The organism is Novosphingopyxis sp. (assembly GCF_965218915.1).
In the GTDB taxonomy this organism is placed as follows: Bacteria; Pseudomonadota; Alphaproteobacteria; order Sphingomonadales; family Sphingomonadaceae; genus Novosphingopyxis.
Genome location: NZ_OZ244708.1, coordinates 356,183 through 369,240 on the forward strand (window position 1 = coordinate 356,183; position 13,058 = coordinate 369,240).

General features: G+C 65.9%; 12 protein-coding genes. 8 read left to right on the top strand and 4 right to left on the bottom strand.

Annotation, left to right across the window (positions count from 1 at the left end; translation table 11 throughout):
- Nucleotides 1–242: 242 nt before the first annotated feature.
- The 3 genes from ACOQPC_RS01790 to hflK form a co-directional block, all read right to left on the bottom strand.
- Nucleotides 243–1,805, bottom strand: coding sequence for a Do family serine endopeptidase (locus ACOQPC_RS01790; RefSeq protein WP_420606962.1), 1,563 nt, complete (start codon nucleotides 1,803–1,805; stop codon nucleotides 243–245).
- 237 nt (nucleotides 1,806–2,042) lie between these two features.
- The gene (hflC, locus tag ACOQPC_RS01795; RefSeq protein WP_420606963.1) at nucleotides 2,043–2,894 is read right to left on the bottom strand and encodes a protease modulator HflC; all 852 of its coding nucleotides are present in this window, start codon (nucleotides 2,892–2,894) and stop codon (nucleotides 2,043–2,045) included.
- Nucleotides 2,891–3,928 (bottom strand): protease modulator HflK, encoded by a 1,038-nt coding sequence (gene hflK, locus ACOQPC_RS01800; RefSeq protein WP_420608189.1) that lies wholly within the window; start codon nucleotides 3,926–3,928, stop codon nucleotides 2,891–2,893. Before hflK ends, hflC begins: the two co-directional genes overlap by 4 nt.
- 124 nt (nucleotides 3,929–4,052) lie before the next feature.
- Between hflK and ACOQPC_RS01805 the strand changes: the two genes are divergently transcribed.
- From ACOQPC_RS01805 to ACOQPC_RS01835, 7 genes are all read left to right on the top strand, one after another.
- Nucleotides 4,053–5,051, top strand: a complete 999-nt coding sequence (locus ACOQPC_RS01805; RefSeq protein WP_420606964.1) for an Mrp/NBP35 family ATP-binding protein — start codon at nucleotides 4,053–4,055, stop codon at nucleotides 5,049–5,051.
- Nucleotides 5,041–5,466 carry a CoA-binding protein gene (locus tag ACOQPC_RS01810; RefSeq protein WP_420606965.1) on the top strand — a complete coding sequence of 142 codons (426 nt, stop codon included), beginning with the start codon at nucleotides 5,041–5,043 and terminating at the stop codon, nucleotides 5,464–5,466. Before ACOQPC_RS01805 ends, ACOQPC_RS01810 begins: the two co-directional genes overlap by 11 nt.
- Nucleotides 5,450–7,738 carry a molybdopterin cofactor-binding domain-containing protein gene (locus ACOQPC_RS01815; RefSeq protein WP_420606966.1) on the top strand — a complete coding sequence of 763 codons (2,289 nt, stop codon included), beginning with the start codon at nucleotides 5,450–5,452 and terminating at the stop codon, nucleotides 7,736–7,738. The genes ACOQPC_RS01810 and ACOQPC_RS01815 overlap by 17 nt, the downstream gene beginning before the upstream one ends.
- A 69-nt stretch (nucleotides 7,739–7,807) precedes the next feature.
- Nucleotides 7,808–8,806 carry a ferrochelatase gene (gene hemH / locus ACOQPC_RS01820; protein WP_420606967.1) on the top strand — a complete coding sequence of 333 codons (999 nt, stop codon included), beginning with the start codon at nucleotides 7,808–7,810 and terminating at the stop codon, nucleotides 8,804–8,806.
- 102 nt (nucleotides 8,807–8,908) lie between these two features.
- Nucleotides 8,909–9,631: an acetoacetyl-CoA reductase gene (gene phbB / locus ACOQPC_RS01825; RefSeq protein ID WP_420606968.1), complete on the top strand. Its 723-nt coding sequence runs from the start codon at nucleotides 8,909–8,911 to the stop codon at nucleotides 9,629–9,631.
- Nucleotides 9,632–9,738: 107 nt separating this feature from the next.
- Entirely contained in the window at nucleotides 9,739–9,942 is a 204-nt protein-coding gene (locus ACOQPC_RS01830) for a hypothetical protein (RefSeq protein ID WP_420606969.1), read from the top strand.
- A gap of 42 nt (nucleotides 9,943–9,984) precedes the next feature.
- On the top strand, nucleotides 9,985–10,227 hold the full coding sequence (locus ACOQPC_RS01835; protein ID WP_420606970.1) for a ribbon-helix-helix domain-containing protein: 243 nt from the start codon (nucleotides 9,985–9,987) through the stop codon (nucleotides 10,225–10,227).
- A gap of 15 nt (nucleotides 10,228–10,242) precedes the next feature.
- Here the strand turns inward: ACOQPC_RS01835 and nikR are convergent, their stop codons facing one another.
- Nucleotides 10,243–10,767, bottom strand: a complete 525-nt coding sequence (nikR, locus tag ACOQPC_RS01840) for a nickel-responsive transcriptional regulator NikR (protein ID WP_420606971.1) — start codon at nucleotides 10,765–10,767, stop codon at nucleotides 10,243–10,245.
- Nucleotides 10,768–10,869: 102 nt separating this feature from the next.
- On the opposite strand from nikR, the gene ACOQPC_RS01845 reads away from it, so the two are divergent.
- Entirely contained in the window at nucleotides 10,870–12,966 is a 2,097-nt protein-coding gene (locus tag ACOQPC_RS01845) for a TonB-dependent receptor (protein WP_420606972.1), read from the top strand.
- Nucleotides 12,967–13,058 lie beyond the last annotated feature (92 nt).

The window sequence follows — 13,058 nt, forward strand, 5'->3', positions numbered from 1 at the left end:
TCAGAAGTGACAGATGAGTGAGTTTAAGAAAAGGCGATTATGTACCTTGCAAACCCGTTTCATTTGTTCGTCACCCCAGCGAAAGCCGGGGTCTCGGGCGGGATCGCCATGACGAACGAAGAAAGGCGGAGCCATGCCGTTTCTGAATTTCCATCCGACAGCGTTTGCAAAGCACATGATCGCCTGAGAAAAGGCCCCGGAGCATGATCGCTCCGGAGCCCTTTCGATTCACAAAAGCGCGATTACTCGCCCTTGATACGCACCGGGATAAAGCGCGACTGCTGCCCGCCGGGGGCTTGCACGCGCAGCAGGACCGCCTCCTTATTCGAACGTTGCGCCGCACTGATCACGCTTTCGAACGCACCAACCGAAGCAACGGCGCGACCATCCACGGTAAGAATGACCAAACCGCGCTCGATGCCCTTGCGCGCGGCGTCGCTGTTCGGATCGACGGCATTTACCACCACGCCCTGCACATCCGCGCCGAGCCGCAACTGGCGGCGCAGATTGGGCGTGAGATCGAGCGCGGAAATGCCGAGATCGGTCCGCGCGGCTTCCTCGGCCATCGAATCGTCCTGCTCGGGGAATTCGTTACCATCGCCGGACAGGCTCGCCAATTCCTCCTCGGAAGGACGCTGGCTGATCGTAACGTTCAGTCGCCGGCGCTTGCCATCGCGGATCACTTCGACCGGCACAGTGTTGCCGACCGGGATATTGGCCACGATAAATGCGAGGGTGTTGTCGCGTGTGACGGCCTGACGGTTGATACTGGTGATGACATCGCCGGCTTCGACGCCGCCTTGTTCGGCGGAGGCGCCCGGAACGACGCTTTGCACGAAGGCACCGCTGTTCTTGTCCGCAACGCCCGGGAGGGACGCAGCCAGATCGTCGCTCAGCGGCTGGAACTGGATACCCAGATAGCCATGCTCCACGGTCTTGCCGCTCTTCAGCGCGTTGATGATCGGCGCGGCGACTTCGGACGGCGTCGCGAAGCCGAGACCGACGCTGCCGCCGGTGGGCGACAGGATCGCGCGGTTGATGCCGATCACTTCGCCGTTGAGATTGAACATGGGGCCGCCCGAATTGCCCTGGTTGATCGCCGCGTCGGTCTGGATGAAGCGATCATAGGCCCCGCCGGTATCCACGCCGCCAGGGCCGACATTGCGGTAAAGCGCCGAGACGATGCCGCTGGTGACGGTACCGCCGAGACCGAGCGGATTGCCGATCGCCAGCACCCAATCGCCCACGCGCGCCTGAGTCGAATCGCCCAGCTTCACGAAGGGCAGGGAACCCTTGGCGTCGATTTTCAGCACCGCGATGTCCGACTGTTCGTCACGGCCCACGAGGGTGGCCGGAAATTCGGTGCGGTCGGGCATGATCACGGTGATCGATTCCACCGTCGCGTTTTCATTGCCGGGCGCGACGACATGGTTGTTGGTGACGATATAGCCGTCGCTGGATATGATGAAGCCGGAGCCGAGCGACTGCGCTTCCTGCGTGCGCGGCTGGGCCGGCTGGCCACCGCGCTGGCCGAAGAACTGGCCGAACAGGCCGCCGAGCGGGTTGTTCTCCACCTTGACGGTCTGCTTGGTCGAGATGTTGACCACGGCCGGCTGCAACTGGGCGGCGAGATCGGCGAAACTCATCGGCGCGCCGCCGGGCGCGAGCGCGCGCATGACATGGTCTTCGTTCTGGGCGGTCTGGGCGGTGACGGGCGTGCCGTTCACCAGGGCGACGGTGCTGCCGCCCAGAAGAAGCGCTGCGGTAAAGGCATAGGCATAGCGCACGTTGAAATGTCCTCTCAAAAATTGAATCCTCGTCGAAAAGCTGCGGTCGGACGCCCCCGGAAGAAGGCGAATGGATGCACTGCAAACGCTGAACGGCGATTGAATATCCCCGTTTCGCTTATCAAACTTCCCCTCCGTTCGTCATGCCGGCGAAAACTGGCATCTTGGGCGTCAAAGCCATCCGGCCGAGACCCCGGCTTCCGCTGGGGCGACGACTAAGGGAAGCGGGTTCGCAAGGTACCCCCGTCATTTCCGTCATTTCCCGCCGCCACGAAAGTTTCGCAGATAGTCGTTGTCGGGCGAAATCACGATGTTGGTGCCGCCCTTGCCCTGTTCGAACGTGCGCGTGTAGGATTCCATCGAGCGGTAGAAATCGTAGAATTCCGGGTCCTTGCCGAAGCTTTCGGCATAGGTCCGCGCGGCCTGCGCCTCGGCGTCGGCGCGGATGATCTGGGCCTGCTTCTCGCCCTCGGCGCGGATCGCGACCGCCTCCTGCTGGCGCGCGGTGCGCATGCGCTCATAGGCCGATTGCAGCGGCGTGCCCTCGGGCAGGTCGGCGCGCTTGATGCGCACGTCGATGATCTGCGCGCCATATTTGTTCGCCTCGATATTCAGCGCGGTCTGGATGTTCTCCATCACCTGGCCGCGTTCGGGGCTGAGCAAGGTGGCAAAGGCGCGCTTGCCGAGTTCGTTGCGCAAGCTGGAACCGAGGATCGTGCGCAGCTGATCGGCGAGCGCATCCTCGGTGCGGATAGTGGTATACATGCGCAGCGGATCGGTGATGCGGAACCGCGCATAGGCATCGACCTGCAGCCGCAGCTGGTCGGTCGAGAGCACTTCCTGGCGCGCCATCTCGACCCGGCGGATGCGCTTGTCGATGAACTGGATCTGCTCGATGAACGGAATCCGCGCGACCAGATTGCCCGGCGTCGCGCCGAAATCCTCGTTGGCGCGATAGGGGTTCACGATGCGATCGGGCTTGCCGTAAGCGGTGATGATCGCCTGCTTGGTTTCCGGAACGATCGACACCGTCATCGTCACGAGCAATATGGCGGCGATCACGATCAGGGCGATCGCCATCGGACTGGCGAGGACGGTGCGGTTCATGGCGCGGCCTCAACCGGCGCCGCCGGTTGTTCGGCGCGGCGCTTGAGTTCGGGCAGCGGCAGATAGGGCGTTACGTTGCCGCCGCTCTCGACGATGGTCTTGTCGACATCGCCGAGCACGCCTTCCATGGTCTCGTAATAGATGCGGCGGCGGGTCACTTCGGGGGCGAGCCGGTATTCGGCATAGACCTTGTCGAACCGCGCGGTATCGCCCAGCGCGCGTTCGATCACCCGCTGCGAAAAGGCGCGGCTGTTGTTGATCGCCGATTCGCGTTCCTGCTTGGCCGCGTTGACCTCCTTGAACGCCTCGTTGACCTCGGCCGGGGGATCGGATTGCAGGATCGAGATCGCCTGCACGGAGATGCCGGAGCGGTAGCTGTCGAGAATCTGCTGCATCCGCTCGCGCACCTGTCCCTCGATCTCGCCGCGGCCGGGACCGATCGCGGAGATCAGCTCGAAATTGGCGACGGCGGCGCGCATCGCGCTCTCGCCGACTTCGGCCACGGTCTGCTCGGGGTCCTCGAGCTGGAACAGGAAGCGTTGCGGATCGCGCACCGACCAGCGCACTTCATAGGCCATGTCGATGATGTTCTGGTCGCTGGTCAGGATGAGATTTTCCTGGCTGGCCCCGGTCGATCCGATCTGGGTGGTGCGGATCGCCTGGGTATCGACCTTTTGCAGCTTTTCGAGCGGCAGCGGCAGGGTGAAGTGGAAGCCCGGCCCGACGGTGCGGTTGTAGGCGCCCAGCCGCGTCACCACGCCCTCTTCCTCGGCGCCCAGCACATGGACGCTGGAAAAGGCCAGCCACAGCGCGACCAAGGCGACCACCGCGAGCAGCCACAGCGATTTATTGCCCGAATCGCCCGGCATGTTGAACTTCCCGCGATTGCGGAAAAGCTCCTCGAGCGAGGGGCCGCGCGGCTTGCGCGGGCCACCCGGGCCCTGCGGCGGAGGCGTCCACGGATTGCGCGGACCGCCGCCGCCGTCGCCGCCGCCCTTTTTGGGACCGCCCCAGGGACCCTGGTCGTTCATCATATTGCCGGTGCCGTCACCGTCATTGCCGGACGCGCTGGAAATTTCCCTCATGCTCCATGCTATAGGGAGCGGCGGCCCAGAAAAACAGTGCCAAGCGCGAAATTGGTCCCTATGCCCGCGCCCCATGGCGACACCCCCCTTGGCGACATCGGACGAAATCGAGGCCGCGCTACACGAAGCGGCGGGCGGGCGGGCGCGGCTGGCGCGGCTGGACGATGCGGCGCTCACCGTGATGCTCGACGTCGCGGGTCTGGACGAGGGTGAGCGTAGCGCGCTCGAAGACGTGATCCGGTCCGAACTGGGCGTGCTGATCGAAGGCCGGGCGCTGCGCATCGCGATGACCGCGGAACGATCGAAACCGAAACTGATCGCGGTCGGCAGCGGCAAGGGCGGCGTCGGCAAGTCCACGCTTGCGGCCAATCTGGCGGTGGCGATGGCGCGCCGCGGCCGCGCGGTCGGACTGGTCGATGCCGATATCTACGGCCCCTCCATCCCCACCTTGATGGGCCGCGAGGGCGTTCGACCCGAAGCCGAGGGCAAGAAACTGGTGCCGGTGGCGAGCGCTTATGACGTGCCCTTCCTGTCGATGGGCCAGCTGGTGGGCGCAGGACAGGCGGTGGCCTGGCGCGGGCCGATGGCGGGCAAGGCGCTCGGCCAATTGATCGATGCGCATTGGGGCGATGCCCGGGAACTGGTGATCGATCTGCCGCCCGGCACCGGCGATATCCAGCTGTCGATGGTGCAGGGCCACAAGCCCGCCGCCGCGGTGATCGTCTCCACCCCGCAGGACCTGTCGCTGATCGACGCGGCGCGCGCGATCGGCTTCTTCGACAAGGCGGGCGTGCCGGTGATCGGGCTGGTCGAGAACATGGCGGGCTATGTCTGCCCGCATTGCGGCGAGCTGAGCGATCCGTTCGGCCGCGGCGGCGCGGAGGCGGCCGCCCGCGCGCTCGATCTGCCGTTCCTGGGGCGCATCCCGCTCGACATCGCGATCCGTTCGGCCAGCGATGGCGGCGTGCCGCCCGCCGCCGGAGATAGCGTGCAAGGCGGCGCGTTCATGGCTATTGCCGACAAGGTGATCGACTGGATGGATAGCCAAGGGAGCCGAACCGATGCCGCTTGAACGAGACGAGGATATCAAGGCGCTGCTCGAACGGACGCGGCGTATCGCGATGGTCGGGGCCTCGCCCAAGCCGCAGCGGGCGAGCAACGGCGTGCTCAAATTTTTGCTCGATCAGGGCTATGACGTGATCCCGGTCAATCCGGGCCATGCGGCAAGCGAAATCCACGGCGCAGCGGTGGTGGCATCGCTCGCCGATATCGAGGGTCCGATCGATCTGGTCGACATCTTCCGCAACAGCGAGGATGCGGGCGATGCGGTCGACGAAGCCATCGCGGTGGGTGCGGGCGCCGTCTGGATGCAGCTCGGCGTGATCGATGAAGCCGCCGCCGCGCGCGCCGAAGCGGCGGGCCTGAAGGTGGTCATGGACCGCTGTCCCAAGATCGAAATTCCGCGTCTCGGTGTCCGCAAGGGCTGAGGATCGCACGGAGGGCCGCGGGCTCAGTCGACGTTCGCTGCTGATCGGCGGCGCGGCGGCCGGTGGGCTCGTGATCGGCTGGGCGCTGTGGCCGCGCCAATATCGTGCGGGTTTTGCGGCGACCGAGGACGAGCGCGTGTTCGACGCCTGGCTCAAGATCGCGCGCGACGGACGGGTGACGGTGGCGGTGCCGCAGGCCGAACTGGGCCAGGGCGTCTACACATTGTTGGCGCAGATCGTCGCCGGTGAACTCGGCGCGGATTGGCGCGCGGTGGCGGTGCAGCCGGCGGAGATCAATCCGCTGTTCGCCAATGTGTTGCTCGCCAGGCAATGGGCGCCGGCCGTGCTCCCGCCGCAGGCCGACCGCGCCGAGGACCAGCCGATGCTGGGCGATGCGCTGGAGGAGCTGGCGACGCGCGGCGCGTTCATGGTCACCGCCGGATCGAGCTCGGTGCGCATGTTCGAACAGCCCGCGCGCATCGCCGGGGCAACCGCGCGCGCGATGCTGTGCCGGGCGGCGGCGGCGCGCTGGGACGTGCCGTGGGAGAGCTGCCGGGCCGTGGACGGCTTCGTCATCCACGAACGGAGAAGGCTGCGCTTCGGCGAACTGGCGGAGGAGGCCGCCGCGCTCGATCCGCCCGATCCGGTGCCTTTGCTGCCGACGCCGCGCAACGCGCTGTCGGGGATGGACATGCCGCGGCTCGACGTGCCCGCCAAGCTGGACGGCAGCGCGACATTCGCCGCCGACGTGCGCCTGCCCGACATGCTCTACGCCGCGATCCGGCACGGCCCGATCGGCGATAGCAGGCTGACCAAGTTCAGCAGGGACGGCGCCAAGGGCGTCATCGGGCTGGTCGATGTGGTGACAACCGATCGCTGGCTGGCGGCGGTGGCGAACAATGGGTGGGCCGCCAACCGCGCGCTCGACCGGCTCGCGCCGACCTTCGAGACCCATGGACCCCTGCCGGACGACGATTCGATCGAGACCGCGCTCGCCGAAGCGCTGCGCACCGGCAAGGGTTGGACCATCGCAGAGCGCGGATCGGTGCTGGCTTCGTTCGAGAAATCCGCCGGGACGCGGGTGTTCGAGGCCGAGTACAACGCCGCGCCCGCGCTCCACGCCGGGATCGAGACGCGCAGCGCCACCGCATCGGTGCGCGGCGGCAAGGTGGAGGTCTGGGCGGCGAGCCAGGCGCCCGCCGCGGCGCGCGAGGCGGTGGCCGCCGCGCTCGGCGTGTCCGCGTCCGACGTCATCCTCTATCCGATGCTGGCGGGCGGCGCGTTCGGGCGCGCGCTCGATCACGGCGTCGCGGTCGAGGCGGCGCTGATCAGCCGGCATATGGGCCGCCCGGTGCAGCTGACATGGTCGCGCGCGGAGGAATGCCTGCAGGACCATTACCGCGCGCCGGCCAAGGCAAGGATGATCGGCGCGATCGGGCAGGCGGGCGAGTTGGCCGGTCTCTCCGCCAAGATCGCGGTGCCTGCCACGATGCGCGAACAGATGCGCCGTCTGGTGCGCGTGGACCTGCCGCATGCGGCGTGGCGGGCGGTGGCGGACGAGTGCGATCCGCTGGCGGTCGAGGGCGCGATGCCGCTCTACAATATCCCCAATGTCGCGGTCGATCATTACCCGGCCGGGATCGGCATCCCCACCGGCCGCTGGAGGGGCAATGCGAACAGCTACACCGCCTTTTTCGTCGAAGCCTTTCTCGACGAACTGGCGATCGCGGCCAGTATCGAGCCGCTTTCCTTTCGCATGCAGATGCTCGGCGGCCAACCGCGCCTGGCCGCCTGCATCACCGGCGTGGCGGCGATGGCCAACTGGACCGGCGGCGCGGGCGGCGAAGGGCAGGGGCTCGCCTGTCATGCCATGCGCGGTTCATATATCGCGGTGATCGCCAGCGCGCGGACCGGCGACCGCGGCGTGCGCGTTAGCCGCATCTCGGCGATGGTCGATGCCGGGCGGCTGATCAATCCGGACATCGCGCGCCAGCAGATCGAGGGCGGCATCGTCTGGGGGCTGGCGCAGGCGCTGGGCGCGGCGACGGGGTTCGAGCGCGGGCTGGCCACCGTCCGGCGGCTGCGCGAGGCCAATCTGCCCGCGCTGGACGACATGCCCGATATCCAGGTGGAATTCGTGCGCAGCGACGCGGAACCCGGCGGGATCGGCGAGATCGGCGTGCCCGCGATCGCGCCCGCGATCGCCAATGCGCTGTTTTCTGCGGCGGGGGTGCGGCTGCGCGAGCTGCCGCTGCTGTCCGGCGGGCTGTGATCCGCGGGCGCTCCACCAGTTCTGGGAACGGGCTTTCGCGGCGCTTCCCGATGTGCGAACGCGGGCGGCGTGAAGCCTGAAACCCATCCCGTGATCCCGGCGCCGCGCATCGGCGTGCTGCTGGTCAATCTCGGCACGCCCGAGGCGGCCGAGCCAAAGGCGGTGAAGCGCTATCTGCGCGAGTTCCTGTCCGATCGCCGCGTGGTCGAGATCCCGCCCTTGCTGTGGCAGCCGATCCTGCGCGGCATCATCCTGCAGACCCGTCCCAAGAAATCCGCCGAAGCCTATAGCCAGGTGTGGATGGCCGGGGGCAGTCCGCTCGCTTATTACACCCGGCGGCAGGCCGAACGGCTTGCCGGGCAGTTCGGTGACGGCGTCGATGTTCGCTGGGCGATGCGTTATGGCAAACCCGCGATCGGCGACATGCTGCGCGCGATGCAGGCGGATGGGTGCGAGCGGATCCTGATCGCGCCGCTCTACCCGCAATATTGCGGCGCCACGACGGCGACGGTGATGGACGAGGCGTACCGCACGCTGGCCGCCATGCGCTGGCAACCCGCCCTGCGCACCCTGCCGCCCTATCACGACGATCCGGCCTATATCGACGCATTGAAGCATTCGATCACCGCCTCGCTGGATGCGCTGGATTTCACGCCGGACGCGCTGCTGCTCAGCTTCCACGGCATGCCGCAGCGCACGTTGGAGCTGGGCGATCCCTATCATTGCCAGTGCCGCAAGACCGCGCGGCTGCTGGGCGAGGCGATGGGCCGCGATGTGCGCGTCGCTTTCCAGTCGCGCTTCGGCCGCGCCAAATGGCTCGAACCGGCCACCGACGCGGTGCTCGAAGCAATGCCGGGCGAAGGTATCGAGCGCATCGCCATCGCCGCGCCCGGCTTTGCCTCCGATTGCCTCGAAACGCTGGAAGAGCTGGCCATCCGCGGCAAGGAGCAGTTCCTGGGTGCGGGCGGCCAGCGCTTCGCCTATCTGCCCTGCCTCAACGACGGCGCGCCCGGCATGGCCATGCTGGAAACGCTGCTGAAGCGCGAGCTGGCGGGCTGGATCGATTAGAAAGCCCGCGCTTGTCCGCAACTCTCGGGCCTTCTAAGCTTTAAACCTACGGGAGAGGCCGAATCCATCGGCCCGTAACAGGATGAGGAAGGTTTGAAGCTTATGGCACGCACGGCAGTGGTTACCGGAGGAAGTCGCGGCATCGGAGAGGCGATCAGCTGCGCGCTCAAAGACAAGGGCATGACCGTCGTCGCCGTCTATGCCGGCAATGACGCTGCGGCCAAGGATTTTACCGAGCGCGCCGGCATCGAAACCCGCAAATGGGATGTGGGCGACCACCAGGCCTGCATCGACGGTTGCGCCGAGATCGCCGAAACGATCGGCCCGATCGACGTGCTGGTCAACAACGCCGGCATCACCCGCGACGGCACCATGCACAAGATGAGCTTCGACGACTGGAACGAAGTGATGCGCGTCAATCTGGGCGGCTGCTTCAACATGGCCAAGGCGGTGTACCCGGGCATGCGCGAGCGCGGATGGGGCCGCATCGTCAACATCGGTTCGATCAACGGGCAGGCCGGGCAATATGGCCAGGTCAACTACGCCGCCGCCAAGTCCGGCATCCACGGCTTCACCAAGGCGCTGGCGCAGGAGGGCGCTCGCTCGGGCGTCACCGTCAACGCGATCGCGCCGGGCTATATCGACACCGACATGGTCGCCGCGGTGCCCGAACCGGTGCTCGAGAAGATCGTCGCCAAGATCCCGGTCGGCCGGCTGGGCCAAGCCGAGGAAATCGCGCGCGGCGTGTGCTTCCTGTGCTCCGACGATGCCGGGTTCGTCACCGGATCGACGATGTCGATCAACGGCGGCCAGCACATGTATTGAAGGCGCAGTCCCTCTCTCGTCATTCCCGCGAAAGCGGGAATCCATCGCCGGAGCCACCCGTCAGGGAGAAGCGGATCAAGAAGTGGAACCGGTCATGGACGATAGAAATGATCGAGGCCGTCAACCCGAATTGGCGCGACCTGGCACTGGAGTTCGGTTTCGATCGGCTGCCATCATTGGCGGTGCATGTAGGAAACGTCAGGCGATGGATTCCCGCGTTCGCGGGAACGACGAATGTTGTTGATAAACGAGTCCATTTATTCTCGTCATTCCCGCGAAAGCGGGAATCCATCGCCGATCTTTATCCCTAACCCGGTGACTCCATACTCTCGCCTTTCCCGCGAAATGCACTGATGGACCGTTCGCTGTACCATCCGCCGGTCAAGCGCTCGGTCACCATCGCCGGACACCAGACTTCGATCAGCCTGGAGCCGCTGTTCTGGGATTTGCTCAGGCGCGCTGCCGACGAACTGGACGAACCATTGAACGCCATCGTCGCGCGGATCGACGCCGAGCGGCTGGAATCGGACACGCCGTCCGGTTTGGCTGGAGCGATAAGATTGTGGCTGACCGACCGACTTCGCTCATCGGCATAATGGAGGGGGCGTGCCTCAACTGCTCACCGGCGACAGATGTTCGTGCCCGTGATGGTGATGCGAACCCTCGGAATCATGCGCATCGCCCGGCTCGACCGCGATCAGATTGAGCTTGGCCAGCCGCACGCCGCGCTGCGCGGTTATCCGGTCGGCGAGCTTCTGCACCTCGGCCGATCTACCCTTCAGCATCACCGACACCAGGCTGTCATAATGATCGAGCCGGACCGTGGCCGAAGATGCCACCAGATCGTGATGCGCATGCTCCATGCCCGATAACCGCTCGGGCAGCGCGCGGACCCTGCGGTCGTAGACATAGGACAAGGTGGCGACGCAGAACTCGGCCGCGCTGTCGTCCTGCCGCCAGCGCTCGACCGTGGCCCGCGCGATGTCGCGCATCGCCTCGGACCGGCTTTCATAACCGCGCGCGCGCGCCATTCGGTCCAGCTCCGCGGCCAGCACGTCGTCGATCGAAATGGTGATGCGCTGCATGGTGGACGCCCTCTCGGGCACCGTCATGCCATCCTGCAAAAAAAGCGTCAAATCCGTTGCAACTCTTTCGAACGCGGGTACGTATGCAGAATATACGTATTATTCTTACATTCGGTGGACGCGGATCGTCCATGTCTTTGGGGGGAGTGTGAAATGTCTGCAAAGTTCCGGCCAGGTGCGGCAGTGCTGATGCTGGCGAGCGCATCGACCTTCTCCCCTCCGCTGCTCGCGCAGGAGGCGCAGCAGGACGGATCGAGCGGGAACGTCCGGCTCCAGGGCGGTGTCTCGCAGGAAGATGAGAACGCGCCAAGTGCGAGCAACGAGCCGATCGTCGTCTATGGCCGCGCGATCGAGCAGATCGGCGTCGCGACGTCGGGATCGCAGGGCACCGTCGGTTACGCGGATTTCGACAATGTGCCGATCAGCCGCACCGGCGAGCTGGTCGAGAACGTACCCGGCGTCATCGCCACCCAGCATTCGGGATCGGGCAAGGCCAACCAGTATTTCCTGCGCGGCTTCAACCTCGATCACGGCACCGATTTCGCCGGCTTCGTCGACGGCGCGCCGATCAACATGCGCAGCCACGGGCACGGCCAGGGCTATCTCGACTTCAACTTCCTCATCCCCGAAACGCTGGAGCGGATCGACTATCGGAAAGGCCCTTATTTCGCCGATGTCGGCGACTTTTCGGCGGCCGGCACGGTCTCCTTCGTCACCCGCGACACGATCGCGCCCTTCGTTCAGGGTGAAGCCGGAGCATTCGGATACCTGCGCGCCGTTGCGGCGGGCAGTACGCAGCTCGGCGGCGGTGACCTCCTCGCCGCCGCCGAGGTCCAGGGCTATGACGGGCCCTGGGTCCTGCCGGAAAAGCTGCACCGGATCGCAGGCCTCGTGAAATACAGTCAGGGCGGGCGCGACGATCATTTTTCGGTGCAGATCAACGGCTATGACAGCCGCTGGCAATCCACCGACCAGATTCCCGAGCGGGCGGTGGAGAGCGGGCTGATCGACCGCTTCGGCAACATCGACCCGAACCTGGGCGGCGACACCACGCGGATCGGCGGCGTCGCCAATGCCGCGCTCGGCAATACCAAACTGAACGCGTTCGTCACCTATTACGACTTCCGGCTGACCTCCAACTTCACCTATTTCCTCGACGATCCGGTGAATGGCGACGAGTTCATCCAGCGCGATCGCCGGACCATTTACGGCGGCGCGGCTAGCCACAAGTTCGATCTGGGATTCGTCGACCTGACGTTGGGCGGCGACCTGCGCTATGACGCGGTCGACCGCGTGGGCCTGTATGACAGCGTCGCGGGCGTGCAGACCAATACCATCCGGCAGGATCAGGTCGATGAATTCGGTTTCGGTCTTTACGGCCAGGCCGAGGTCATGCTGGCGCCGGGCCTGCGCGCGATCGGCGGTCTGCGTTACGATCGGATCGGTTATGATGTCGAATCCGATCTGGCGGCCAATTCCGGCACCGGTCATGACGATCTGTTCGGGCCGAAGGTCGCATTGGCCTGGCAGCCGACCGACGGGCTTGAACTCTACGCCAATTACGGCCGAAGCTTCCATTCGAACGACGTGCGCGGCGCCACCATCCGGATCGATCCGGCCAGCGGCGATCCGGCGGACCCGGTGCGCGCGATCTCGCCGGCTGACGGCGCCGAACTCGGCGCGCGGTTGGAACGCGGCGCGTTGACCGCCTCGCTGGTCGGCTATTATCTGAAGCTCGCCAGCGAACTGGTGTTCGTCGGCGATGCCGGCAACACCGAACCCAATGACGCCTCGCGGCGCTACGGCGTGGAGGCGACTTTGTTCTGGCGGCCGACCGACTGGATCACGATCGATGCCGATTACGCCTATACCGACGCGCGGTTCGCCGATGTCGGCGCGGACGACTATATTCCCGGTGCGGTGCCCGAGGTCATTTCGGCGGGCGTGACGCTGAGCCCGACGCGTGCGATCGATCTCACCGCCAAGCTGCGCCACTTCGGTTCGGCCCCGCTGATCGAGGACAACAGCGTGCGCAGCGATCCGACCACGCTGGTGAATATCGGCGGCTATTACGATTTCGGCCGGCTGCGCATCGGCGCGGAGCTGTTCAATCTGTTCGATGCCGAGGATTCGGACATCACCTATTTCTACGAATCGCAATTGCGGGGCGAAGCCGCGCCGGTCGCCGACCGCCATTTCCATCCGGTGGAGCCGAGACAGTTGAGAGCGAGCGTGAGGTACACCTTCTAAAGATCCTCCCCGGCACGGGGAGGGGGACCATCCGCAGGATGGTGGAGGGCGCGGCGGCCCCCCCCGTCACGCCGCCTTTCGGCAGCGCGCCA

Bases quoted from the DNA above. Each gene is read 5' to 3' on its own strand.
- hflC (WP_420606963.1), bottom strand. From the start codon at position 2,894: ATGAACCGCACCGTCCTCGCCAGTCCGATGGCGATCGCCCTGATCGTG.
- hflK (WP_420608189.1), bottom strand. From the start codon at position 3,928: ATGATGAACGACCAGGGTCCCTGGGGCGGTCCCAAAAAGGGCGGCGGC.
- ACOQPC_RS01805 (WP_420606964.1), top strand. From the start codon at position 4,053: ATGGCGACACCCCCCTTGGCGACATCGGACGAAATCGAGGCCGCGCTA.
- ACOQPC_RS01810 (WP_420606965.1), top strand. From the start codon at position 5,041: ATGCCGCTTGAACGAGACGAGGATATCAAGGCGCTGCTCGAACGGACG.
- phbB (WP_420606968.1), top strand. From the start codon at position 8,909: ATGGCACGCACGGCAGTGGTTACCGGAGGAAGTCGCGGCATCGGAGAG.
- ACOQPC_RS01830 (WP_420606969.1), top strand. From the start codon at position 9,739: ATGATCGAGGCCGTCAACCCGAATTGGCGCGACCTGGCACTGGAGTTC.
- ACOQPC_RS01835 (WP_420606970.1), top strand. From the start codon at position 9,985: ATGGACCGTTCGCTGTACCATCCGCCGGTCAAGCGCTCGGTCACCATC.
- ACOQPC_RS01845 (WP_420606972.1), top strand. From the start codon at position 10,870: ATGTCTGCAAAGTTCCGGCCAGGTGCGGCAGTGCTGATGCTGGCGAGC.